Below are 23420 nucleotides of genomic sequence, written 5' to 3'. Positions count from 1 at the left end.
CGGGATGCTCGCGCGTGGGGAGCAGGCCCTCCCGCTCGAGGCCGACGGCGGGCCCGGAGCCACCGCGTCAGCGACGCAGCCTCGTTCGAGGCACCTCACGCTCTACGTCCACCTGTCGGTCGACGCCGTCACCGGCACCCTCGGCGACGTCGCCCGCAGCGAGGCGTCCCGCTCACCGCTCGGCATCGACGTCATCAAGGCCTGGTGCCAGACCGCCGGGACCAGCGTCACCGTCCGGCCGATCCTCGACCTCGCCGCCGAGCAGTACTCCGACGCCTACGAGGTGCCGGACCTGATCCGCGAGCAGATCATCCTGCGGGACCACACCTGCGTCTTCCCCTACTGCCGTCGACCCGCACGGTCCTGCGACGCCGACCACATCGACCCCTACGAGGCAGGCGGCCCGACAGCGTCGTCCAACCTCGCGCCGCTGTGCCGCAAGCACCACCGCCACAAGACCCACGACGGCTGGAGATACAAGCCAGCAGGACCCGACCAACCCGGCACCTACCTCTGGCGCTCACCGAACGGCGTCCGCTTCCGCCGCGACCGCCACGGCACGACGCTCACGGTGGTCGAGCCGGAACCCGGTGGTTGAGCCACGCCCCGGTGGTTGAGCCTGTCGAAACCCCGGTCTCGACAAGCTCGACCACCGCGAGACCCGGCTCGACCAGCGTGCGACCCAGCTCGACCACCGCACGCACAGCCCGCAGCCCGACACCACCCGGTGATCGGGCTACGGGTGCGCCCGGGCGTGCTCACATGCCGGTGAAGTCCGGCTCGCGGCCCTCGACGAACGCGGCGAGCGCCTCGCGGTTGGCGGGGCCGCCCATCAGCTCGGCGAAGGCGGCGTTCTCGCGGCGGCGGGCGGCGTCGATCTGGTCGCGGAGCGGCTCGGTCATCGTCCGCTTCACCGCGATCAGCGAGGCGATCGGGCGCGCGGCGATCGTCTCGGCGGCGCGGCGCGCCTCGCGCAGCAGGTCGTCCGGCTCGCACAGCCGCCACACGAGACCGGCGTCGAGGGCCTCCCGGGCGCTCATCCACTCCGCCGAGAGCAGCAGCCAGGCAGCCGCCTGCCGACCCATGAGCCGGGGGAGCAGGTAGGACGACGCCGCCTCGGGCGCCACCCCGAGGCTGGTGAACGGGCACTTCAGCCGTGCGGTCGTCGACATGAGCGCGAGATCGGCGTAGCCGAGCACGGTCGCGCCGATCCCGAGCCCGATGCCGTTGACCGCGACGACGAGCGGCTTGGGGAACTCGACGAGGGCGTCCATCAGCGCGTTGAAGCCACCGTGCGCCGCGAGACCGCTCTCGGACGCCGGGGCCTCGGCGTTCATCCGCGCCATGTCGAGCAGGTCCTGCCCGGCGCTGAACGCCCGCCCGGCGCCGGTGAGCAGCAGCACGGCGACGTCGGGGTCCTCGGCCGCGGCCCGGAAGGTGGCGGCCGTGGCGAGCCACTGCTCCTCGTCGAAGGCGTTGAGCGCCTCGGGACGGTCCAGGACGACGGTCCGGACGCGGGCGTGATCGGTGATCTGGAGGGCCACAGGCGGAGGGTAGAGCACGGCGGGAGAACACGTTCTCGTGATCGGCCGCAGCGGTGCTGTCGGCGCCCGCGCGTAGCCTCGGATCCGTGAGCGAGCGCGGACGTGAGCGGGTGTGGCGCCCCGACTGGCCGGTCTCCGTGCGCGGCATGCTCTGGACCCATCGCCGCGGGCACGGCGACCCCACCTACCGCATCGACGACGCCGGACGCGTCTGGCGCGGCATCCGCACGCCGGAGGGCGTCGCGACGATCGTCTACGAGGGCCGCCCGTCCGACGGCACCGTCCTCGGCCGCGCATGGGGGCCGGGCGCCGACTGGGCGCTGGAGTGGCTGCCGTCGACGCTCGGCGCCGACGACGACCCGAGCGGCTTCGAGCCACGCCACCCGGCCCTGGTGGAGGCGTGGCGCCGCCACGGTCACCTGCGGGTCAGCCGCTCGGGGCTGGTGTGGGAGGCGATGCTGCCGGCGATCCTGGAGCAGAAGGTCACCAGCCAGGAGGCGTTCGGCGGGTTCCGGCTGCTCGTCCATCGCTTCGGCGAGCGGGCGCCGGGCCCCGGGCGCGACCTGCGGCTGTGGGTGCAGCCGAGCGCCGAGCAGGTGGCCATGATCCCGTCGTGGGGCTGGCGCCAGTGCCACGTCGACCACGCCCGCTCCCGCGCCGCGGTCGTCGCCGCCCGGGTGGCGCCGGCGCTGGAGCGCACGATCGACCTGCCGGGCGCGGAGGCGGAGCGCCGGATGTGCACGCTCCCCGGCATCGGGGTCTGGACCGCCGCCGAGGTCCGCCAGCGCGCCCACGGCGACGCCGACGCCGTCAGCTTCGGCGACTACCACGTGTGCAAGGACGTCGGGCACGCCCTGGCGGGCCGGGAGTTCGACGACGACGAGATGGCCGAGTTCCTCGAGCCGTGGCGTCCGCATCGGGGACGGGTGCCCGTCCTGATCTCGGTCGCCGGCCTGCGCCGTCCGCGTCACGGCGCCAAGATGGCGCCCCGCACCCACCTTCCGGCGAACGTCGTACGAAGGTGACCTGGGTCACGTACGCTGACACGGTGACACACGTAACGCTCGCTACGCTCCGCACCGCCGACGCTGCGGAGACCCGTGCCTTCCTGGCCGACGTCCCGGCCGAGCAGCTCGTCGCGGCGGTCCGCGAGACCAGCGACGCCGAGCTCACCGCGATCATCGACCGCGACGAGATCCGCGGCGCGGCCGTCGAGGGCGTCCTCGGGCGCCTCCACGAGTACGCGCTGCTGGAGCGGCTCGCCGAGCTCGTCGGCACGGTCCGCTTCGACCTGGTCCGCGGCGGCACCGTGCGCGAGCGTCATGGCCTGGTGCTCGACCACGGCACCCTCAAGGTGCTGCCCGACCTCCCGGTCTCCGAGCCGGTCGACGTCGTGCTGCGCACCAGCGTCGTCGGCTTCGTCCGGCTGATCAGCGGCGAGGCCAACCCCGGCCTCGACTACCTCGCGGGTCGCCTGCGCATCGAGGGCGACGCGATGCTCGCGCTGGCCGTCGGCGGCATGTTCACCGTGCCCGGCACCGACGCCGTCGCGCTCGACCCCACGACGCTCGACCCCACGGACGTCGCCACGGCGCTCAAGGGCGTCTCGGCCGAGCACCTGCGCGAGGTCATGGCCAGCGGCTTCCGCGGCGTCGTGCTCGACGAGATCTTCCGCCGCCTGCCCGACTTCGTCAGCCGCCGCCGCGCCGCCCGCTGCGACCTCCTCATCGGCTTCCGGCTGCTGGGCCACCCGTCCGGCGAGATCGAGCGCTACGTGGTGCGCGTGCGTCACGGCGTCGCCGAGGTGACGCCGGGTGACGCCGAGCGCGCCGGCGAGCGGCGCGACGCGACGATCACCTGCGAGGGCAGCGACTTCCTGCGCCTGGCCACCGGCCACCTCAGCGCCATCACCGGCGTGCTGCGCGGCCAGCTCAAGGTCAAGGGCGACCGCGGCAAGGCGCTGCAGTTCGCCGGCGTGCTCGACATCCCCTCGGCGCGCTGAGCCGGACGACCGAGGACGGTGGAGTCCGGGTCACAGCAGCGGCCGCAGGGGCGCCAGCACCGCCTCGGTGAACTTGCGGTGCAGGTCGCGGGCCTGCCACTCGGCGATCGTCAGCTCCAGGCAGTGCGTCTCGTCGACCGCGAAGACCTCCTCGAGGGTCGCGGCGAACGCCGGGTCGATGGCCTCGATGTTGATCTCGTAGTTGCCCTGCAGGCTGAGCCGGTCGATGTTCGCGGTGCCGACGGTGGCCCACGTGCCGTCGACCGTGGCGGTCTTCGCGTGGATCATCGCGTCGCGGTACCGCAGGATCCGCACGCCCGCCTCGAGCAGCTGGGCGTAGTACCCGCGGGAGATCCAGTCGGCCACGATGTGGTTCGACTTCAGCGGCACCAGCAGCCGCACGTCGACGCCGCGGCGCGCGGCGTCCTTGAGCGCGTCGGCGAAGTCCTGGTCGGGCAGGAAGTAGGCCGTCGTGATCCAGACGTTGCGGCTGGCGCGGTTGATCGCCTCGAGGTACATCGCCCGGATCGGGAACATCCACATCCGCGGGATGTTGCGCTGCAGCCGGATGTGCGGCTCCCACTCGGCCGGCGTCTGGACGAGCAGCGGCCGGTGGCGGGTGCGCAGGGCACTGCGCCGGTTGAGGTTCCACAGGTCCGCGAAGGCGCGCTCGAGGTCGATCACCGGCGGCCCGGTGACGCGCACGTGCGTGTCGCGCCACTCGGTCTCGTAGGCGGCGCCGATGTTGTAGCCGCCGACGAAGCCGACCCGGCCGTCCACGACCAGGATCTTGCGGTGATCGCGGCCGTAGCGGCGGGCGTCGAAGAACCGCAGGCCGCCGTTGTAGAGCGGGAACCGCAGCACCCGCATGGTGCGGGGGAACCGCTTGAAGCCGGGGGAGACGACGAGGTTCGCGAAGCCGTCGTAGATGCAGTGCACCTCGACGCCCCGCGCCGCCGCCGCCGCGAGCGCCTGCTTGAACCGCTCGCCGGTGGCGTCGCCCTTCCAGATGTAGGTCTCGAAGAGGATGCGCCGCTGGGCGCCCTCGATCGCCGCGATCATGTCGGCGTAGAGGTCGCGGCCGTAGGTGTAGGTGGTGATGCTCGCCGAGCCGACCTCGACCGATCGCGGCGGCACCGTCGGGAACGGCCCCGGCCGCTTGCCCCGCCGCCGGTAGGAGTCGACCACCGACATGCCGACGGCCAGCCCGACCTGCAGGCCGAGCAGCGCAAGAAGCGCGCGCCGCACCGCCCGGATCACACGCAGACGGCGCGACGTGGCGGACGGTGGCACGGCGTCAACCTAGCCGCCCGCGCCAGCGCGTCCGTCGGATGTCGGGGTCCTCGGGACGCCGCTCAGAATGCTGTGATATCTGTTACGCGCTGTCCGGTCCACCCACCGGCGGCCATCACCGAGCAAGGGGGGACGGAGATGTCTGCGCAGGGTCATGTCGTCATGCCGGTTCCGGCGTGACGACCACGCTGTCGCCGCCCGCGCGGCTCCGAGCGCCGCGGATCGTCGGCGTCCTCCAAGGCCGCGCTCGGGCCTCGGTCGTGACGACCGGCCGCCTGGTGATGCTCGCCGTCGAGGCCACCACCGTGGCCGCCACCGACATCGTGCGCCGCCGGTTCAGCTGGGAGGAGTTCCTGCTCCAGGCGTGGTTCATGACCCGCGTCTCGCTGCTGCCGACGATCCTCGTCGCGATCCCGTTCGGCGTGATCATCTCGGTGCAGATCGGCGCGGTCGCGGGCCAGGTCGGCGCCACCAGCTTCAGCGGCGCGGTCAACGGCATCGGCATCCTGCGCCAGGGAGCCCCCCTGGTGACGTCGCTGATGATCGCCGGCGCGGTCGGCTCCGCGATCTGCTCCGACCTCGGCGCGCGCCAGGTGCGCGAGGAGATCGACGCGCTCAAGGTCATGGGCATCTCGCCGGTGCAGCGCCTGGTGGCCCCGCGCGTCGTCGCCGCGCTGGTCGTCGCGCTGCTGCTGACGATCATCGTCGCGATGACCGCGATGATCACCGCCTACGTGCTCAACGTGGGCGGCGGGACGATCTCGTCAGGCGCCTACCTCGACTCCTTCGTCTCCTTCAGCCAGCCCACCGACCTGCTGCTCGCCGAGCTCAAGGCGCTGGTCTTCGGCTTCATCGCCACGATCGTCGCCGCCCACAAGGGCCTCTCGGCCTCCGGCGGCCCCAAGGGCGTGGCCGACGCGGTCAACCAGTCCGTCGTGCTCTCGGTGATCCTGCTCGCGGTCGTGAACGTCGCGATCACGCAGGCCTACGTGATGCTCGTCCCGCAGGGCATCGCGTGAGCGCCGCGTCCCCGGGCATCGCCCGGCGCACCGTCGCGCAGCGCGTGCGCGGCGCCGGCTCCGACCTCCTCGTCGGCCTGGTCGAGGGCGTCCTGACGGCGCTCGCCAAGCTCGGCGACTTCTCCGCGTTCGCGCTCGTCACGCTGCGCGAGGTGCCGACCACGCTGCGGCTCTACCCGGCCGAGACCCTGCGCCAGCTCAAGGACATCGCGTGGGGCAGCGGCGCGATCGTCGTCGGCGGCGGCACCGTCGGCGTCATGGTGCTGCTCTCGATCGCCGCCGGCACCTCCCTGGGCATCGAGGGGTTCAACGGCCTGGAGATCGTCGGTCTCGCGCCGCTCGCGGGCTTCATCAGCGCGAGCGCCAACACCCGCGAGCTCGCCCCGCTGATCGCCGCCCTCGCGCTCGCGGCGCAGGTCGGCTGCCGGTTCACCGCCCAGCTCGGCTCGATGCGCATCCACGAGGAGGTCGACGCCCTCGAGGTGATGGCCGTCGACCCCATGCGCTACCTGGTGACGACCCGCACGATCGCGTGCATGGTGGCGATCCTGCCGCTCTACCTCGTCGGCCTGATCGGCTCCTACCTGGCCTCGCAGGCCTCCGTGGTGGTGCTCTTCGGGCAGTCGCCGGGCCAGTACGACCACTACTTCTCGACCTTCATCCAGGGCCGCGACGTGTTCTTCTCGATCGTCAAGATCCTGGTCTTCGCGCTCATCGTCACCCTCGTGCACTGCTGGTACGGCCTGCGGGTCTCGGGCGGCCCGCAGTCGGTCGGCGAGGCCACCGGCGCGGCGATCCGCGCCAGCATCGTCGTGGTCGTCGTGCTCGACATGATCCTCACGCTGGTCATCTGGGGCGGCGACGCCGGATTCCGGATCTCGGGGTGAGCAGCATGGCCTCACGCCTGCCGTCCCTGCGTCGCGCGCGGCCCGAGAAGGGCCGTCGCGACCTGCGGCGCGCCGACCACGCCCGCCGCGGCGCGGTCGCGCTGCTCGTCATCGCCCTCCTGCTCGGCGCGGCCTACCTGCGCAGCAGCGGCGAGATCGGCGCCCCGCCGCAGGTCTCCGCGCTCGTCGCCGACGCCGGTGGCGCGCTGCGTCCCGGGGCCGACGTCAAGATGCGCGGCGTCATCGTCGGCCGCGTCACCGCCATCGAGCGGGCCGACGCCGAGGAGGCCCGCGACGCCGGCACCACCGTCGGCCAGGCTCCGGTGCGGCTGGATCTCGACATCCGCTCCGAGGACCTCGGCGACATCCCGGACGACGTGGTGGCGCGCATCCTCCCGGCCAGCGTCTTCGGCACCACCTACGTCGACCTGGTGCGTCGAGGCGAGCGCGGGGGCACCCGCACCGTCGCGGCCACCGACGCCCCGGCGCTGCGGGCCGGGGCCGTCATCCCGCCCGACCGCAGCCAGGGCACCCTCGAGCTGCAGCAGGCCCTCGACGACGTCGACCGGCTGGTCAAGGCGCTGGGTCCCGCGCGGCTCTCCTCGGCGCTCGGCGCCGCGGCCACCGCGCTCAACGGACGCGGCGCCCGCATCGGCCGGATCCTCGACCGGCTCGACGCCTACCTGACCAAGGTCGAGCCGCTCGTCCCGCGACTGCGCAGCGACGTGCGCGACCTGACGACCAGCCTGGGCGTCGTCGAGCGCGTGGCCCCCGACCTGCTCGACGCCACCGACGACGGCCTGGTCACGCTGCGCACCGTCACCGAGGAGCGCGACGGGCTGCGCCGTCTGCTCGTCGGCGGCGCCCGCACCAGCGCCGGCGGTCGCGCGCTGCTCGAGCGCAACCGCGTCGCCCTCGCCGGGGCGCTGTCCGACACCGCGCGCGTGCTCGACGCGGTCGACGACAACCGCGAGGCGGCGCTGCGCGCCTCCAACCGGATCAACATCGCCCTGGCGCGGCTGCTGCCGACCGCGATCGTCGGCGGCTACGTCGACGTCGACGGGCGGTTCCAGAACGACACCCCGCCGGCCTACGGTCCCGGCGACCGGCCGGTCTACCAGGGAGGCGCCCGATGACCGCGGGGACCCGACGGATCGCGGTGCGGTTCGGCCTGTTCGCGCTCGTGTCCGTGCTGCTCGGCACGATCCTCGTCAACACGATGGTCGACCCCGTCAGCGGCGACACCCGCTCCTACAGCGCCGACTTCACCGACGTCAGCGGTCTGCGCGTCGGCGACGACGTGCGGGTGGCGGGCGTGCGGGTCGGCCGGGTCGTGTCGATCCAGGTCGAGGGACGCGACGGCGCCCGGGTGCGCTTCGACCTCTCCGACGCCCAGCCGATCCTCGACACCACGAAGATCGTCATGCGGTACCAGAACCTCGTCGGGCAGCGGTACCTCGCGCTCGTGCAGACCGGACGCCGCGGTGCGCCGCTGCCGGCCGACGCGGTGATCGACGAGCGCCGCACCAACCCCGGCTTCGACCTGACCGAGCTGCTCAACGGCTTCCGGCCGCTGTTCGAGGTGCTGCAGCCGGCCGACGTCAACCGCCTGGCCACCTCCATCGTCGAGGTCCTCCAGGGCGAGGGCGGCACGGTGGAGCAGCTGCTGCAGCAGGTCACCGAGCTCACCACCTTCGTCGCCGACCGCGACCAGCTGATCGGCTCGGTGCTCACCAACCTCACCCCGGTGCTCGACAGCCTCGCGCGGCAGGGCAGCCGGTTCACCGCCACCGTCAAGGAGCTGCGCGGGCTCATGACCGGCCTCGCGCAGGACCGCCGCTCGATCGGCGACTCGATCGACGGCGTCGCCAGCCTCGTCGGCGCGACGTCCGACCTGCTCGAGCAGGCGCGCCGCCCGGCCACCGAGACCACCCGCGAGCTGCGGCGCGTCGCCCGGACGCTGGTGGAGACCCGGCCGCAGCTCTCCGCCGCGCTCGCCGCGTTCGCCGACCTGATGACCCGGCTGGGTCGTCCGACGTCGTACGAGAACGCGCTCAACATCTACGTCTGCACGCTCAACCTGGGCATCGGGCCGCTCAGCATCGATCCCGTGCCCGGCGCGAAGCGATTCTCGGAGGCCTGTCGATGAGGTCGGTCAAGCCGTTCAGCGAGCGCGACCCGTTCCGGGTCGGCGTCGTCGCGCTGGCGTGCGTGGTGCTGCTCGCGGTGGGGGTCACGGTGCTCTCGCAGGTGCACTTCGGCCAGCGCAGCTACACCGCGATCCTCGCCCACACCGCCGGGCTGCGCACCGGCGAGTCGGTCGAGGTGGCCGGCGTTCCCTCCGGCGAGGTCACCGGCATCGAGCTGCGCGACCGCGACGTGGAGGTCACCTTCACCCTCGACCGCGCGGTCGAGCTGGGACCGACCACCACCGCGGAGGTGAAGGTCGCGACGCTGCTGGGCACGCACTACCTCGCCGTCCACCCGCGGGGCGGCGGCAGCCTGCCCGACGACCAGATCCCGCTGGCGCAGACGTCGGTGCCCTACAACCTGCAGGACGTGCTCGACCAGGGCACCACCACGCTGCAGCGGCTCGACCCGGTCGAGCTCGCCGACGCCCTCACCGCCGTCAGCGGCACCCTCGAGCGCAGCAGCGGCGCGATCGGCCCGGCGCTCACCAGCGTCGGACGCCTCTCGGCGCTGGTGGAGAAGCGCTCCGACCAGACCAGCGCGCTGCTGGTCGCGGCGCGCCAGGTCTCCCAGCTGCTCTCCAGCAACACCCGCGACATCTACGGGCTGATGCAGCAGACGACGCTGGTGGTCTCCGAGGTCACCGCGCGGCGGCAGGCCATCAGCCAGCTGCTGGTGCGCACCCGGACGCTGTCCGACGCGCTCACCGGGCTCGTCCGCGACACGCGGGCCGACCTGCGTCCGGCGCTCGCCGATCTCGACACCGCGCTGGCGGCGCTGAAGCAGGAGGACGGACGCCTGCAGAAGGCGCTCGAGCTCACCGCGCCGGCCATGCGCTACGTCGCCAACGCCACCGGCACCGGCCCGTGGCTCGACCTGCTGTCGCGCTCGGTCATCCCGACCGACGACCAGCAGTGCGCCGTGGGGAGATGCTGATGCGACCGTCCACGCTGCGCCGCGGCGCGCTGCTCGTCGTCCTCGCGCTGCTGATCGGCCTCACGTCGGCCTGCGGCGCGCTGCCGGGCCTCGGCGGCCGCGCGCCGATGCGGGTCACCGCGCTGTTCACCTCCTCCTCGGGCCTGTTCGTCGGCAACGACGTCGGCATCCTCGGCGTCACCGTCGGCCACGTCACCGCGATCGAGCCGGACGGGCCGCAGGTGCGCGTCGAGATGGAGATCGACACCGACCACAAGATCCCGGCCGACGTCGGCGCCGTCGTCGTGGCCCGGTCGGTGGCCACCGACCGGTACGTCGAGCTGACGCCGGTGTACTCCGGCGGCCCGGTGCTGGCCACCGGCGCCGTCATCGACCGCGACCGCACCCGCACGCCGGTCGAGTTCGACCAGGTGCTCGGCGCGCTCGACGAGTTCGCCACCGGCATCTCCGGCAGCAAGCGCACGACCAAGGCGGTCCAGCGGTTCATCGACGCCGGGCAGAAGGCGTTCGGCGGCCGCGGCCAGGCGCTCAACGACACCCTCGGCTCGCTCGCCGGCGCCACCAACGTCGTCGCCAGCCAGCGCAAGCAGATCGTCGCCGCGCTCAAGGCGCTCGACGACCTCGTCGCCTCGGTCGCCGCCAACCGCGACACCATCGACGAGTTCGTCCAGCAGGTCTCCGGCGCGACCACCCAGCTGGCCGGGGAGCGCTCGAACCTGCAGTCGGCGCTCGACGCGCTGCAGCGCGCCGTCACCGAGATCGCCCGGTTCGCCGTCGACAACCGCGAGGACCTCGTCAGCACGGTGAAGGGCGCGGGCTCGGTGATCTCGAGCATCACCGCCAAGCAGCGTCAGCTCGAGGAGATCCTCCGGGTCATGCCGACGGCCCTGCAGAACCTGCAGCGCACCACCGTCGGCGACCGCCTCGTCGTCCGGCTCTCGCCCAGCGCGCTGGTCAACCTCGGCGACCTGCTCGGCGACGTCTGCAAGCGGACGCCGCTCGACCCGGCCTGCAAGGCGCTGAGCAGCCTGCTCGGCTCGGTCGTCGGCGGCCTCGGCGGCATCCTGTCCGGCCTGCTCGGCCCCGGCACCGGTGGAGGACTCCTGCCATGACCCGCCTGCGCACAGCCCTGCTCGGCGCCCTGCTCGCCCTGCTCGTCGCCCCCGCGCTCGCCTCCTGCAGCAGCGGCCCGCGATTGGACGACGTCCTGCCCGCCGCCGGCGTCTCCGGCGACACCATCGCCGTCACCGCCGACTTCGACGAGGCGCTCAACCTCGCCCAGGGCGCGGTGGTGAAGGTCGACGGCGTCGACAGCGGCCGGGTCACCTCGGTGACCGCCCGCGACTTCCGCGCCCGCGTCACCTTTGACGTCTCCACCGCCGCCGGCCTGCGCCGCGGCGCCAGCGCCCGGCTGCGCTACACCACGCCGCTCGGCGAGCTCTTCGTCGACGTCTCGAACCCCGCGACGGGCCCGCTGCTGCGCGACGGCGCCGTGCTCGGACGCGACCGCACCAGCACCGCCCCGACCGTCGAGGACACCCTCTCCCAGGCGTCCCTGCTCGTGAACGGCGGCGGTCTGGCGCAGCTGCAGACCATCACCGAGGAGCTCGACGCGGCTCTCGGCGGCCGCGAGCAGCGCATCCGCGGGCTGCTCGACCGCACGAACCGGGTGCTCGGCCAGGCGAACGCCACCACGGCCGACCTCGACCGCGCGCTGCGCTCGCTGGCCTCGGTCAGCCGGCTGCTGCGCTCGCGGCAGAGCACGGTCGACGCCGCGCTGCGCGACGTCCAGCCCGCAGCGCGGGTGCTGCGCGACCTCACGCCCGACCTCACCCGCCTGCTCGCCCAGCTCGACGCGTTCGCGGGCGTGGCGAACCAGACGGTCGAGGCCACCCGCGCCAACCTGCTGGCCTCGCTGCGCTCCGCGGCCTCGGTGCTGCGCACGGCCGCCGACGCCGGGCCGGAGTACCGCGCCTCCCTGGAGTCGCTGGTGACGCTCGACAAGGCGCTGGCGGGCGTCGTCCCGGGCGACTACCTCAACCTCGGCGTCAAGCTCCGGCTCGACGGGCTGAACGCGCCGGCGCGGCGCCGGGCGGCCACCGACCTCGTCCCGGTGCAGCAGCTCGCGCTCCGACGCGCCGGACTCGACCGGCTCGACGCCGCCGCGGCGCGGGGAGGCGTCCGATGAGCCGCCTGCGGAGCCTGGTGGCGAACCGGCTGTACCTCTCCGCCGTCGGCGTCGTCGGGGTGCTCGTGGTCACCGTCGCCTACCTCTTCGGCGGCGTGCTCGACCGCCCGCTCACCGCGCAGCCGATCGACGTGCGCGTGACGATGAGCGCCACCGGCGGGCTCTTCGAGGGCTCGGCGGTCACCTACCGCGGCGTCAGCGTCGGCCGCGTCACCGACATCTCGGTGACCCCGGACGGCGTGGTGGCCACCGCGCGGATCAACGACCTCGAGGTGCCGGCCGACACGCGCGTCCAGGTGCGCAGCCTCTCGCCGGTGGGCGAGCAGTACCTCGACCTGCAGCCCCGTCGCACCGGCGGGCCCTACCTGACCGACGGCTCGACGCTGCAGGCCAGGGCCGACGACCTGCCCGCGACCCTCGGCAACACCGTGGTGGCCGTGAGCCGGCTGCTCGACCAGATCGACGACCGCAAGCTGCGCAGCCTCCTCACCGAGCTCTCCACCGGTCTGCGCGGCACGGGCCAGGACATCGGGCGCCTGGTCGACCAGGCCGGCCTGCTGCTCGACGAGCTCGACCGCGCCTACCCCGAGACGGCCCGGCTGCTGCGGAACCTCGAGCCCGCGACGGGCGCGATCACCGACAACCGCGTGCAGCTCGGTGAGCTCGGCACCTCGGCCAAGAGCCTGGCCGGCTTCCTGCGGGCCTACGACCCGCGACTGCGGCGGCTCATCGACCGCACGCCCGGGCAGCTCGCCCAGCTCGACCGGCTGATCGCCGACGCCCGGGCCGTCCTGCCCGACTTCCTCTCCCGCGGGCTCGTGCTCGGCGACATCCTGACCCGCCAGGACGCCGGGTTCCGCGAGCTCCTCACGCAGTACGCGCCGGGGCTCGCCACGCTCCAGAAGGTCGTGCACGACGACAAGCTGTTCATCTCGATCGTGCTGAAGGACGACGCCCGGTGCCGGTACGGCACGCCGCAGCGCGAGCCCCGCGACATCGGCCCCCGAGCCCTGCCGACGACGGGCGCGTGCCCGGCCGCCGGGGGCCCGCAGCGCGGCGCCGCCTACGCCCCCGGGTCGTAGCCGGCTGTTCACCGCGGCGACGGCGCGCCCCCGGGGTGGGCCGGCGCCGCGGTGGGCAGGATGGCCGGCGGCCGGGTCGCCACTCGGGGCGGCCCACCGACGAACGGAGCACCCGTGCGCCTTCCGCGCCCCCACCTCGCCCGTCCCGCCCGCGCCGCCGCCCTCGGGGTCGGCGCCGTCGCCCTCGTGGCCGGCGGCCTGACCGCCGCGCTGCCCGCCGTCCCGGGCGCCGCCCCGCCGGCCGGCGCGGCCACGCCGCTGCGCGTCCTCTTCGACAACGCGCACGCCCAGACGGCCGGCAACGCCGACTGGATCATCTCCACCTCGCAGCCCAGCCCCTACAACCAGAAGTCGGCCCCCACGGTCGAGACCGACTGGACGGGCGCGATCTCGGCCTGGGGCGTCAGCCTCGCGCAGTACCCCACCGAGTACCGGCTCGCGACCAACCCGTCGGGCCGGTCGCTGACCTACGGCTCGACCTCCAACGCGCAGGACCTCGCCAACTACGACGTGCTGGTGATCGACGAGCCCAACACGGCCTTCACCGCCGCCGAGCGCAAGGCGATCATGACGTTCGTGCAGAACGGCGGCGGGCTGTACCTGATCGTCGACCACGACCAGTCCGACCGGAACAACGACGGCGTCGACTCCGTCGACATCGCCAACCAGCTGTTCAGCAGCAACGGCGTCGACGACACGAACCCGTTCGGCCTCACCGTCGCCTACCAGAACATCAGCAGCGAGAACACCGCGAACCTCGGCTCGGGCGCCTCGACGCACCCGGTCGTGAAGGGCGCCTGGGGGACCGCCTCGACGTCGATCCTGCGCGGCGCGACGACCTCCACCCTCTCCACCGCGGCCAACCCGAACGCGAAGTGCCTGCTCTACCGGGCCGGCGTCTCGAACACCGGCAGCACCGGCTGCTTCATCGCGGTCAGCACGTTCGGCTCGGGCCGGGTGATCCTGTGGGGCGACTCCTCGCCGGTCGACGACGGCACCGGCCAGTCCGGCAACACGCTCTACGACGGCTGGAACGACCCCGCCGGCACGAACGCCGCGTGGGCGCTCAACGGCACCGACTGGCTCGGCCGGCTGTCCTGACGACCCGGCCGCGGTGAGCCGGTGACGCGGTGGCCGTCCGGGGCTCAGGCCCCGGCGGTCACCGCCGCGTGCACCTCGTCGAGGCGGGCGCGCAGCTCGGGGATCTGGCGGATCAGCGCGATCTCCTCGGTGAGCTCGGCCAGCAGGCCCTGCACCTGACCCAGCACCTCGCGGGTCTCGGCGAGGGTGGCGTCGACCGTGGTCATCCGGGCGTCGACCTTCGCCAGGGTGGCGTCGACGTTCTCCAGCTTGCCCTCGACGACGTCGAGGGTGGCGCCGGCGCCGGCGAGCACCTTGTCGGCGCGCTTGAGGACGTCGCCGACCGGGTTGAGACCGAGGGCCATGAGGGGTGCTCCTGTCGGGCGGGGAGGACTGTCGGTGGGCCACCGTAGTCTCGCAGCATGCGTCCCGTCACCGATCTCGAGCGCCGCGTCGCCCCCTTCAAGGTCGTCTCCGACTACGCCCCCGCGGGCGACCAGCCGGCCGCGATCGCGGAGATCACCCGCCGCCTGCAGGGCGGCGAGCAGGACGTCGTGCTGCTCGGCGCCACCGGCACCGGCAAGACGGCCACGGTGGCGTGGGTGGCCGAGCAGGTGCAGCGTCCGCTGCTGGTCCTGCAGCCGAACAAGACGCTGGCCGCCCAGTTCGCCAACGAGCTGCGTCAGCTGTACCCCGACAACGCGGTCGAGTACTTCGTCTCCTACTACGACTACTACCAGCCCGAGGCGTACGTCCCCCAGACCGACACCTACATCGAGAAGGACTCCTCGATCAACGAGGAGGTCGAGCGGCTGCGCCACTCGGCCACGAACTCGCTGCTCACCCGGCGCGACGTCATCGTCGTCTCGACCGTGTCGTGCATCTACGGCCTGGGCACCCCGCAGGAGTACGTCGACCGGATGATCCGGCTGCGCGTCGGCGAGGAGCACGACCGCGACTCGATCCTGCGGCGCCTGGTCGAGATCCAGTACACCCGCAACGACCTCACCTTCACCCGCGGCACCTTCCGGGTGCGGGGCGACACCCTCGAGATCTTCCCGGTCTACGAGGAGCACGCCGTGCGCATCGAGTTCTTCGGCGACGAGATCGAGCGGCTGATGACGCTCCACGCCGTCACCGGCGAGGTGCTCACCGAGGACGACGAGCTCTACGTCTTCCCGGCCACGCACTACGTGGCCGGCCCCGAGCGGATGGAGCGGGCGATCGCCGGCATCGAGGCCGAGCTCGAGGAGCAGCTCGCGGTCTTCGAGCGGGAGGGCAAGCTGCTGGAGGCCCAGCGGCTGCGCATGCGCACCACGTACGACATCGAGATGATGCGCCAGGTCGGCTCGTGCTCGGGCATCGAGAACTACTCGATGCACATCGACGGCCGCCCGCGCGGCTCGGCGCCGAACTGCCTGCTCGACTACTTCCCCGAGGACTTCGTGCTCGTCATCGACGAGTCGCACGTCACCGTGCCGCAGATCGGCGGCATGTACGAGGGCGACATGTCCCGCAAGCGCAACCTCGTCGAGTTCGGCTTCCGGCTGCCCAGCGCCATGGACAACCGCCCGCTGCGCTGGGAGGAGTTCCTCGAGCGCATCGGCCAGACCATCTACCTCTCCGCGACCCCCGGCGACTACGAGCTCGACAAGGCCGGCGGCAGCACCCCGCCGCACGTCGTCGAGCAGATCATCCGGCCGACCGGCCTCGTCGACCCCGAGGTGATCGTCAAGCCGACGAAGGGCCAGATCGACGACCTCATCCACGAGATCCGGCTGCGCACCGAGCGCAACGAGCGGGTGCTCGTCACGACGCTCACCAAGAAGATGTCCGAGGACCTCACCGACTACCTCCTCGACGCCGGCCTGCGCACCCGCTACCTGCACTCCGAGGTCGACACTCTCAAGCGCATCGAGCTCCTGCGCGACCTGCGGCTGGGGGAGTACGACGTGCTCGTCGGCATCAACCTGCTGCGCGAGGGCCTCGACCTGCCCGAGGTCTCGCTGGTCTCGATCCTCGACGCCGACAAGGAGGGCTTCCTCCGCTCCGACAAGTCGCTCATCCAGACCATCGGCCGCGCGGCGCGCAACGTCTTCGGCCAGGTGCACATGTACGCCGACCGCATCACGCCGTCGATGGAGTCGGCGATCGAGGAGACCAACCGGCGCCGGGCCAAGCAGATCGCCTACAACACCGAGCACGGCATCGACCCGCAGCCGCTGCGCAAGAAGATCGCCGACATCACCGAGATGCTCGCGCGCGAGGACGAGTCCACCCAGGCGCTGCTCGAGACCTGGGCGGGCACCGAGGCCAAGGGCCGGGCCGGCAAGGCGGGCAAGGGGAAGTCCCCGACGCCGATGCTCGGCGAGAAGCACTCCGGCGGTGCCGCCGACCTCACCGGGATCCCGAGCAGCGACCTCGCCCAGCTCATCCAGCAGCTCACCGACCAGATGCGCCAGGCGGCCACCGACCTGCAGTTCGAGGTCGCGGCCCGGCTGCGCGACGAGATCTCGGAGCTGAAGAAGGAGCTGCGGCAGATGATGGCGGCCACCCAGTGAGGGGTGCCGGCTCCGCCGGAGCGGCTGACACCGGTCGTCCGACGGGCTAGCGTCCGCGCATGAGCGCCACCCCCGATCCCCACGCCCCCACGGCGACGAGTCGGCGCGACCGACTCGTCAAGGCCGGCGCCGCCGCCACCGCCGCGGTGCTGTTCTTCGCCCTGCTGATGCTGGCCCTCGCGACCCTCGTCTCGGCCTTCGGCGGCTAGCCCGCCGCCGTCCGTCGATTCGCGCTCGTAGCGGGAGTCGACGGATGATCGATCGGTGAGCGCGGCGGAGGACTGGAGAGGATCCCGCACCGCCTGGACGGTGTGGGGCGTCGCCCTGGCGATGTACACCCTGGCCGTCTTCCACCGGTCGTCCCTGGCCGTCGCGGGTCTGGCCGCGGCCGAGCGCTTCGACATCTCCGCCTCGCAGCTGGCGTCGTTCACGATGCTCCAGCTGGCGGTCTACGCCGGCCTGCAGATCCCGGTCGGCCTCGCCGTCGACCGGTTCGGGCCTCGGCTCGTCGCCCTCACCGGGGCAGCGGTGATCGCGGTCGGCGAGGCCACCTTCGCGCTCGCAGCGTCGTACCCGGTGGCGCTCGGCGCGCGGTTCCTCGTCGGGGCCGGCGACGCGATGACGTTCATCTGCGTCATCCGGCTGCTGTCGTCGTGGTTCCCGCGGCGCCGGATCCCGTTCATGACCCAGGTGACCGGCACCGTCGGCCAGCTCGGGTCGATCGGCGCCGCCATCCCGATGACCTGGGCGCTCGGCACTCTCGGCTGGACCCGCGCCTACCTGGTCACCGCCGTGCTGAGCCTGGCGGTGGCCGCGCTCGGTCTGCTCGTCCTGCGCGACGGCCCCACCTCGCGGAGCGTCCGAGGCGAGACGCTCTCGCTGCCGGCGATGCGCGCGAGCCTGGCGGCGTCGTGGGCCCAGCCCGGCACCCGCCTGGGCTTCTGGGTGCACTTCTGCACGCCGTTCAGCGCCAATGTGCTCGCGCTGCTGTGGGGCTACCCGTTCCTCGTGCGCGGCGAGGGACGCAGCGACGCCGAGGCCGGCGTCCTGCTCACCGTGATGACCGTCGCCGTCGTCCTGGCCGGCCCCGTGCTCGGCGGGCTGATCAGCCGCCACCCGTGGCACCGCTCGACGATGGTGCTCGCGATCGTCGGCGCGATGGCCGCGGCCTGGACGCTCGTGCTCGCCTGGCCGGGGCAGGCGCCGCTGCCCGTGCTCGTGCTGCTGGTCGTCGTGGCCGGCGTGGGCGGCCCGGCGTCGGTGATCGGCTTCGACCTGGCCCGCACCAGCAACCCCGGCTCCCGGCTGGCCAGCGCCACCGGCATCGTCAACGTCGCCGGCTTCGTCGCCACGCTCGTGCTCGTCGTCGCCATCGGCGTCGTGCTCGACGCGCTGACGCCCGGCGGCGGCAGCGACTACCCGGTCTCGGCGTTCCGCTGGGCGATGAGCCTGCAGTACCTGCTCTGGGGCCTGGGCGCGATCCAGATCGTGCGGTACCGACGCGCCACGCGCGCGGTCACCGATCGGGACGCGCTGCGAGCAGGCGTGCCAGTGCCGGAGTGAGCGCGAGCACGACCAGCAGCCGGAACACCTGCACCGCCAGCACGTAGGTGACGTCGGCCCCGCTGTCGGCGGCCGTCGCGAGGACGGCGAAGAGCCCGCCCGGCGTCGTCGCCAGGTAGGCGGTGAGCCCGTCGACCGGCGTGACGGCGGCCAGCACGGCTCCCATGGCCGCGGTCGCCGCGATCATCGTCGCGATGATCGCGAGCACCAGCGGCAGCATCCGGGCGATCGCCGCCAGGCTGGCCCGGGTGAACCGCAGGCCCACCTGGGCGCCGATCAGCCCGTAGGCCAGCCACTGCAGCGGCGTCGGCACCGACAGGGGTCCGCCCAGCCAGCCCCCGGCCGCGAGGACGGCGCTGACGGCGAGCGGGCCGAGCAGGGTCGCGGTCGGGAACCGGACGACGCGGGCGAGCCCCAGCCCGCCGACGACCGCCAGGACCGTGACGAGGAGGGAGGCGGGCAGGTCGGCGTCCGTGGTCAGCCGGCCGACGCCGCGCGCCGGGTGGAAGAGCGTCGTCGTGACGATCGGCAGCGTCACCAGCACCAGCAGCACGCGCAGGTACTGCACGACGGTGACGACGCGGTCGTCCGCGCCGAGGTCGCGCGCGACCGCGACCACCCCCGACGCGCCGCCGGCGATCAGCGCGAAGGCGCCCGTGACCGGCGAGACGTCGCGGCGCAGCGCCAGCACGCGGCCCGCGGCGACGCTCACGACGACCGTGCCGAGGGTGATGAGCGCGATGGTCGGCAGGTCGGCGGCCATGGCGCGCAGCGCCTCGCCGCTGACCAGGCAGCCGATCGTCACCCCGATCAGCGCCTGGGCGAGCCGGAACGACGTCGGCGCGAGCTCGAGGCCCTCCTCGGACGTGAGGGCGTGTGCCAGGCCGCCGATCAGCCCGCCGAAGAGGACGGGCGAGGGCAGGCCGGCGAGGCCGAGGAGCAGGCTGCTGAGGACGGTGGCGCCGACGACGAGCGCCAGCGCGGCACGACGCGAGCGCGGCGCGCCCCGGCTCACGCCGATCGCAGGCGCTCGTCGAGGAAGCCGAGGATCCGGTCGACGGCGCCCTGGTCGCGCTGCTCGGTGACGACGCTGTGCCCCTTGCCGGGCAGGTCGACGCGGAGGAACGCGGGGCCGAGCTCGCGGTCGAGGGTGTCGAACCGGGTGCCGGTGAGCGGGTCGGAGGCGTACTGCACGCCGAGGACGGGGCATCCGGAGCCGGCCCGGCGCTTGACGGCGTCGAGGTCGGCGGGGGAGAGGTTGAGGTCGGCGCTGCGGGCGCGGCCGACGGTGAACGGCACCGACGGCTGGCACAGCACGGGGGCGGCGACGGCCTCGTCCACCATCATCGCCAGGGCGAAGCCGCCGGTGAAGCACATGCCGAGCGCCCCCACGCCCGGCCCGCCGGTCTCGGCGTGCAGGCTGCGGGCGAGGCTGCGCAGCCAGCCGGCCACCGGCGTGGTCTGCCGGGTCGCGAGCTTGGTGAACTCGCGGCTCACGCACACCTGGGCCATCGCCCGCGCGATCGCCACCGGGCCGAACGGCGCGCCCGGGGTGCCGAAGAGGCTCGGCATCACCACGGTGAAGCCGGCGTCGACGACCTCCTGGCCGAAAGCGGCGACCTTGGGCGTCAGGCCGGGGATCTCGTGGATGACGATCACGCCCGGGCCGGTGCCCTGCCGGTAGATCGGGTGGGTCGTGCCGTCCTCGTCGGTGTGCTCGCCGGCGGTCCACCGCTCCAGCACCTGCGTCGTCGCCATGTGCGTCAGCCTAGGCCGCAACCGGCGGCTTCCTAGGCTCGTGTCATGTCGGCTGTCCCGTCGTCCCCGCCCGTGCGGCTGGTGCTGCCCCACCAGCTCTTCCTCGAGCACCTCGACGAGCCGGAGAGCACCGTGCTCGTGCTGGTCGAGCACGACCTGCTGTTCCGCCAGTACCGCTTCCACCGGCAGAAGCTCGTGCTGCACCGTGCGTCGATGGAGCGCTTCGCCGCGCGTCTGCGCGACGCGGGCCGCACCGTCCACCACGTCCGCACCGACGCCGACCAGACCTCCCGCGCTCAGCTCGACGCCCTGCTCGCCGACCTCCGACCGTCCGAGGTGAGCTGCTTCGACGTCGTGGACGACTGGCTCGAGCGCGACCTCGCCGACGTCGTCACCGACTGGCGGGAGTCGCCGGGCTTCCTCACCACTCGATCGCAGCTCGAGGAGTACCGCGGCACCACCAGCGCGAAGTTCGCCCGCATGCAGCACTTCTACGCCTGGCAGCGACGCCGGCTGGACGTGCTGGTCGAGGGCGACGGCGCGCCCGTGGGCGGCAGGTGGAGCTTCGACGAGGAGAACCGCAAGAAGCTCCCCAGGAACCACCCGGTGCCCGACGTCCCGGCGATCGAGCAGCACGCCGCGGTGACCGACGCGATCGCCTGGGTCGCCGAGGCGTTCCCCGACAACCCCGGTCGGACCGAGTCGTTCCGCTGGCCGACGTCGCACGAGGAGGCCGAGGCCTCCTTCGTCGCCTTCCTCGACGAGCGTCTGGAGCAGTTCGGGCCCTACGAGGACGCCATCTCGCGCCAGCACGGGTTCGTCTTCCACGCCCTGCTGACCCCGGCGCTCAACATCGGCCTGATCTCGCCGCAGCGGGTGCTCGAGCTGGTCCTCGAACGCGCCGACGACGTGCCGATCGCCTCCCTCGAGGGCTTCGTGCGGCAGGTGATCGGCTGGCGGGAGTACATGCGCGCAACCTACGTGTGGTTCGGCCGCCGGATGCGCAGCACCAACCACCTCGAGCACGCGCAGCGCCTCGACCCCGGCTGGTGGACCGCCTCGACCGGCCTGGCCCCCGTCGACCTGTGCCTCGAGCGGGTGCTCGACACCGCCTACGCCCACCACATCGAGCGGCTGATGGTCTTCGGCAACGCGCTGTGCCTGCTGCGCGCCGAGCCCGACGCCGCCTACGAGTGGTTCATGGAGATGTTCATCGACGCCTACGACTGGGTGATGGTGCCCAACGTCTACGCGATGAGCCAGTTCGCCGCCGGCCCGGCGATCACGACCAAGCCGTACGTGTCGGGCTCGAACTACCTGCGCAAGATGAGCGACCTGCCCCGGGGCGACTGGGAGGCCGACTGGGACGCCCTCTACTGGACGTTCGTGCGCGACCACCACGACGTCTTCGCCGGCAACCCGCGCTCGCAGATGATCGCCACCCTCTACGACCGGCTCGACCCGGCCAAGAAGGCCGCCCACACGAAGCGGGCCCAGGCCTGGCTAGGGTCGCCCGCGTGATCGTCCTCGACCCGGTCGAGCAGCGGGTCCTCGGCGCGCTGCTGGAGAAGCAGGTGACCGTGCCGGCCACCTACCCCCTGACCCTGACGGCGCTGCGCACCGCCTGCAACCAGACCAGCAGCCGCGAGCCGGTGATGGACCTCGACGAGCGCACGATCGAGGAGGTCGCGAAGGCGCTCAAGGCGCGCGGGCTGCTGCGGATCGTCTGGTCCGACACCGGCCGCCGCACCCTCAAGCACCACCAGACCCTCGACGAGGCGCTGGGCCTCGCCGGAGAGCAGCACGCGGCCGCCCGGGCCGTCCTGACCGTCCTGCTGCTGCGCGGCCCGCAGTCGCCCGGGGAGCTGCGCACCCGCACCGAGCGGCTCCACCCCTTCGCCGACCGCGACGACGTCCAGCGCACGCTCGTAGCGCTCGCCGCACGCCCGGAGCCGCTGGTCGAGCGGCTCGAGCGACGCCCCCGCGAGCAGGACCACCGCTGGCGGCACCTGCTCGGCGACGCCGAGCCCGTCGCCCCGGCATCTGCGTCGTCTGCTTCGCACGTGTCGTCGGCGTCGACGGGGTCGGCCGGCGGCGGCACCGAGGCGCTGCTGGGGGTCGGCGCCGGCACCCGCGACGCGACGGTCGTCGCGACCTACGACGCGATCGCCGCGCCCTACGCCGAGCGGCTCGTCCCGGAGCTGGCGCGGATGCCGTTCGAGCAGTGGCTGCTGGGACGGGTAGCGGCGCACGCCGTCGCGCTCGGCGCACCGCTGATCGAGGTCGGCTCGGGCCCGGGCCACGTCACCGCGCACCTGGCCGGGCTCGGCGCGCCGGCGCAGGGGCTGGACGTCAGCCCGGCGATGGTCGCCGAGGCGCGGCGCCGCTTCCCCGACCTGCGCTTCGGCGAGGGCGACCTGCGCCGCCTGCTGCGACCCGAGCGGGCCGAGGGCTGGGCGGCCGTCGTCGCCTGGTACTCCCTCATCCACCTGGCGGCCAGCGAGCTGCCCGAGGCCGTCGCGGCGCTGGCGCGCCCGCTGCTGCCCGACGGCTGGCTCGTGCTCGCCCTGCACGCCGGTCCCGCGGGCGGCGCCGTGAAGCACCAGCCGGTGTGGTTCGAGCAGCGGGTCGACGTCGACATCGCGCTGCACGACGAGCACGCCGTCGCGCGCGTGCTCGCCGACGCCGGCCTGGTCGACGTCGAGTGGTACCGCCGCGGGCCCATCGTCGCCCGGGACGAGGCCACCGAACGGCTCTACCTGCTCGCCCGTCGGCCGGCGTGAGCGTCGATCCGACGATGCCCGTGCACGCCCTCGAGCTGGTGCCCGACGAGGCCGGCCGCGCGCTCGTCCGGGCGCAGTGGCAGGCACTGGCCGACGCCGGTCTGCCCTCGCAGCTGGCGCGTCCGGGCGTCTCCGACGTGCCGCACGCGACGCTGGTGTCGGGGCCAGAGCTGAGCCAGGAGGCCCTGGACGTCGCGATCGTCCGGGTCGGCTCCCTGCTCCCGGTCACCGGCCGGCTGTCGGGTCTGCTGCTGCTAGGCTCGACCGGCTCGGTGACGATCGCCCGGGCGCTGGAGCTGGACGACGACGTCGTGCGCCGGGTGCTGGCGCTGCGGGTGCAGGTGCCCGACCGCCGCTTCCCCGGCTGGCTGCCCCACGTCACGCTGGCGCGGCGGGTGCCGCGGGCCGACGTCCCGCGGGCGCTGGAGGCGCTCGAGGCGGCGCCGGCCGACGAGGAGATCGTGCTCAGCGAGCTGCGCCGCTGGGACCCCGAGCGGGGCCGGGTCACCGTGGTGGCGCAGGCTCGCTGAGCCC

The 23420-nt window shown here is 73.4% G+C and carries 23 protein-coding genes; 18 read left to right on the top strand and 5 right to left on the bottom strand.

The window, feature by feature from the left end:
- Positions 1-598, top strand: a 598-nt coding sequence (locus K8Z61_RS17530; RefSeq protein ID WP_224131459.1) for an HNH endonuclease signature motif containing protein, incomplete at its 5' end; no start/stop codon positions are given.
- Between the two features lie 160 nt (positions 599-758).
- Here the strand turns inward: K8Z61_RS17530 and K8Z61_RS17525 are convergent.
- Positions 759-1544 carry an enoyl-CoA hydratase/isomerase family protein gene (locus K8Z61_RS17525; protein ID WP_224131457.1) on the bottom strand — a complete coding sequence of 262 codons (786 nt, stop codon included), beginning with the start codon at positions 1542-1544 and terminating at the stop codon, positions 759-761.
- A gap of 86 nt (positions 1545-1630) precedes the next feature.
- On the opposite strand from K8Z61_RS17525, the gene K8Z61_RS17520 reads away from it, so the two are divergent.
- Together K8Z61_RS17520 and K8Z61_RS17515 are read left to right on the top strand one after the other, a co-directional pair.
- The gene (locus K8Z61_RS17520; protein ID WP_224131455.1) at positions 1631-2569 is read left to right on the top strand and encodes a DNA-3-methyladenine glycosylase; all 939 of its coding nucleotides are present in this window, start codon (positions 1631-1633) and stop codon (positions 2567-2569) included.
- Between the two features lie 23 nt (positions 2570-2592).
- Entirely contained in the window at positions 2593-3546 is a 954-nt protein-coding gene (locus K8Z61_RS17515; RefSeq protein ID WP_224131453.1) for an SCP2 sterol-binding domain-containing protein, read from the top strand.
- A gap of 30 nt (positions 3547-3576) precedes the next feature.
- On the opposite strand, the gene K8Z61_RS17510 is transcribed toward K8Z61_RS17515, so the two are convergent.
- On the bottom strand, positions 3577-4839 hold the full coding sequence (locus tag K8Z61_RS17510; RefSeq protein WP_224131451.1) for a phospholipase D-like domain-containing protein: 1263 nt from the start codon (positions 4837-4839) through the stop codon (positions 3577-3579).
- Positions 4840-5120: 281 nt separating this feature from the next.
- Between K8Z61_RS17510 and K8Z61_RS17505 the strand changes: the two genes are divergently transcribed.
- The 9 genes from K8Z61_RS17505 (at position 5121) to K8Z61_RS17465 (ending at position 14242) form a co-directional block, all read left to right on the top strand.
- A complete protein-coding gene (locus tag K8Z61_RS17505) occupies positions 5121-5858 on the top strand; it encodes an MlaE family ABC transporter permease (RefSeq protein ID WP_374227992.1) in 738 nt (245 codons plus the stop codon).
- Positions 5855-6745: an ABC transporter permease gene (locus K8Z61_RS17500; protein ID WP_224131448.1), complete on the top strand. Its 891-nt coding sequence runs from the start codon at positions 5855-5857 to the stop codon at positions 6743-6745. Before K8Z61_RS17505 ends, K8Z61_RS17500 begins: the two co-directional genes overlap by 4 nt.
- Positions 6746-6750: 5 nt before the next feature.
- Positions 6751-7881, top strand: a complete 1131-nt coding sequence (locus K8Z61_RS17495) for an MCE family protein (RefSeq protein WP_224131446.1) — start codon at positions 6751-6753, stop codon at positions 7879-7881.
- Positions 7878-8894, top strand: coding sequence for an MCE family protein (locus tag K8Z61_RS17490; protein WP_224131444.1), 1017 nt, complete (start codon positions 7878-7880; stop codon positions 8892-8894). Before K8Z61_RS17495 ends, K8Z61_RS17490 begins: the two co-directional genes overlap by 4 nt.
- On the top strand, positions 8891-9871 hold the full coding sequence (locus K8Z61_RS17485; RefSeq protein WP_224131442.1) for an MCE family protein: 981 nt from the start codon (positions 8891-8893) through the stop codon (positions 9869-9871). Before K8Z61_RS17490 ends, K8Z61_RS17485 begins: the two co-directional genes overlap by 4 nt.
- The gene (locus K8Z61_RS17480) at positions 9871-10983 is read left to right on the top strand and encodes an MCE family protein (RefSeq protein ID WP_224131441.1); all 1113 of its coding nucleotides are present in this window, start codon (positions 9871-9873) and stop codon (positions 10981-10983) included. The genes K8Z61_RS17485 and K8Z61_RS17480 overlap by 1 nt, the downstream gene beginning before the upstream one ends.
- Positions 10980-12059 carry an MCE family protein gene (locus K8Z61_RS17475; protein WP_224131439.1) on the top strand — a complete coding sequence of 360 codons (1080 nt, stop codon included), beginning with the start codon at positions 10980-10982 and terminating at the stop codon, positions 12057-12059. Before K8Z61_RS17480 ends, K8Z61_RS17475 begins: the two co-directional genes overlap by 4 nt.
- The gene (locus tag K8Z61_RS17470) at positions 12056-13141 is read left to right on the top strand and encodes an MCE family protein (protein ID WP_224131437.1); all 1086 of its coding nucleotides are present in this window, start codon (positions 12056-12058) and stop codon (positions 13139-13141) included. The genes K8Z61_RS17475 and K8Z61_RS17470 overlap by 4 nt, the downstream gene beginning before the upstream one ends.
- Before the next feature lie 114 nt (positions 13142-13255).
- Positions 13256-14242, top strand: coding sequence for a ThuA domain-containing protein (locus K8Z61_RS17465; RefSeq protein WP_224131435.1), 987 nt, complete (start codon positions 13256-13258; stop codon positions 14240-14242).
- Positions 14243-14286: 44 nt separating this feature from the next.
- Here the strand turns inward: K8Z61_RS17465 and K8Z61_RS17460 are convergent, their stop codons facing one another.
- Positions 14287-14586 (bottom strand): hypothetical protein, encoded by a 300-nt coding sequence (locus K8Z61_RS17460; RefSeq protein WP_224131434.1) that lies wholly within the window; start codon positions 14584-14586, stop codon positions 14287-14289.
- Positions 14587-14643: 57 nt separating this feature from the next.
- Here K8Z61_RS17460 and uvrB point away from each other — a divergent pair, with 57 nt between their 5' ends.
- Genes uvrB through K8Z61_RS17445 form a run of 3 tightly spaced genes read left to right on the top strand, consistent with a single transcriptional unit; the run spans position 14644 to position 18345 of the window.
- Positions 14644-16782: an excinuclease ABC subunit UvrB gene (gene uvrB, locus K8Z61_RS17455; RefSeq protein ID WP_224131433.1), complete on the top strand. Its 2139-nt coding sequence runs from the start codon at positions 14644-14646 to the stop codon at positions 16780-16782.
- Positions 16783-16841: 59 nt separating this feature from the next.
- Positions 16842-16991, top strand: a complete 150-nt coding sequence (locus K8Z61_RS17450) for a hypothetical protein (RefSeq protein WP_224131431.1) — start codon at positions 16842-16844, stop codon at positions 16989-16991.
- Positions 16992-17046: 55 nt separating this feature from the next.
- A complete protein-coding gene (locus tag K8Z61_RS17445) occupies positions 17047-18345 on the top strand; it encodes a nitrate/nitrite transporter (RefSeq protein ID WP_224131429.1) in 1299 nt (432 codons plus the stop codon).
- Here K8Z61_RS17445 and K8Z61_RS17440 read toward each other — a convergent pair.
- A complete protein-coding gene (locus tag K8Z61_RS17440; protein ID WP_224131427.1) occupies positions 18299-19360 on the bottom strand; it encodes an AbrB family transcriptional regulator in 1062 nt (353 codons plus the stop codon). The genes K8Z61_RS17445 and K8Z61_RS17440 overlap by 47 nt on opposite strands.
- Positions 19357-20103 carry a dienelactone hydrolase family protein gene (locus tag K8Z61_RS17435; protein WP_224131425.1) on the bottom strand — a complete coding sequence of 249 codons (747 nt, stop codon included), beginning with the start codon at positions 20101-20103 and terminating at the stop codon, positions 19357-19359. The genes K8Z61_RS17440 and K8Z61_RS17435 overlap by 4 nt, the downstream gene beginning before the upstream one ends.
- A gap of 45 nt (positions 20104-20148) precedes the next feature.
- Between K8Z61_RS17435 and K8Z61_RS17430 the strand changes: the two genes are divergently transcribed.
- Genes K8Z61_RS17430 through K8Z61_RS17420 form a run of 3 tightly spaced genes read left to right on the top strand, consistent with a single transcriptional unit; the run spans position 20149 to position 23416 of the window.
- Positions 20149-21624 (top strand): cryptochrome/photolyase family protein, encoded by a 1476-nt coding sequence (locus K8Z61_RS17430; RefSeq protein WP_224131422.1) that lies wholly within the window; start codon positions 20149-20151, stop codon positions 21622-21624.
- Entirely contained in the window at positions 21621-22886 is a 1266-nt protein-coding gene (locus tag K8Z61_RS17425) for a DUF480 domain-containing protein (protein ID WP_224131421.1), read from the top strand. The genes K8Z61_RS17430 and K8Z61_RS17425 overlap by 4 nt, the downstream gene beginning before the upstream one ends.
- A 14-nt stretch (positions 22887-22900) precedes the next feature.
- Entirely contained in the window at positions 22901-23416 is a 516-nt protein-coding gene (locus K8Z61_RS17420; RefSeq protein WP_224131420.1) for a hypothetical protein, read from the top strand.
- Positions 23417-23420: the final 4 nt, after the last annotated feature.

It is taken from the genome of Nocardioides sp. TRM66260-LWL, from assembly GCF_020075545.1.
GTDB lineage: Bacteria > Actinomycetota > Actinomycetes > Propionibacteriales > Nocardioidaceae > Nocardioides.
This window is presented reverse-complemented; position numbering and strand designations above follow the sequence as displayed.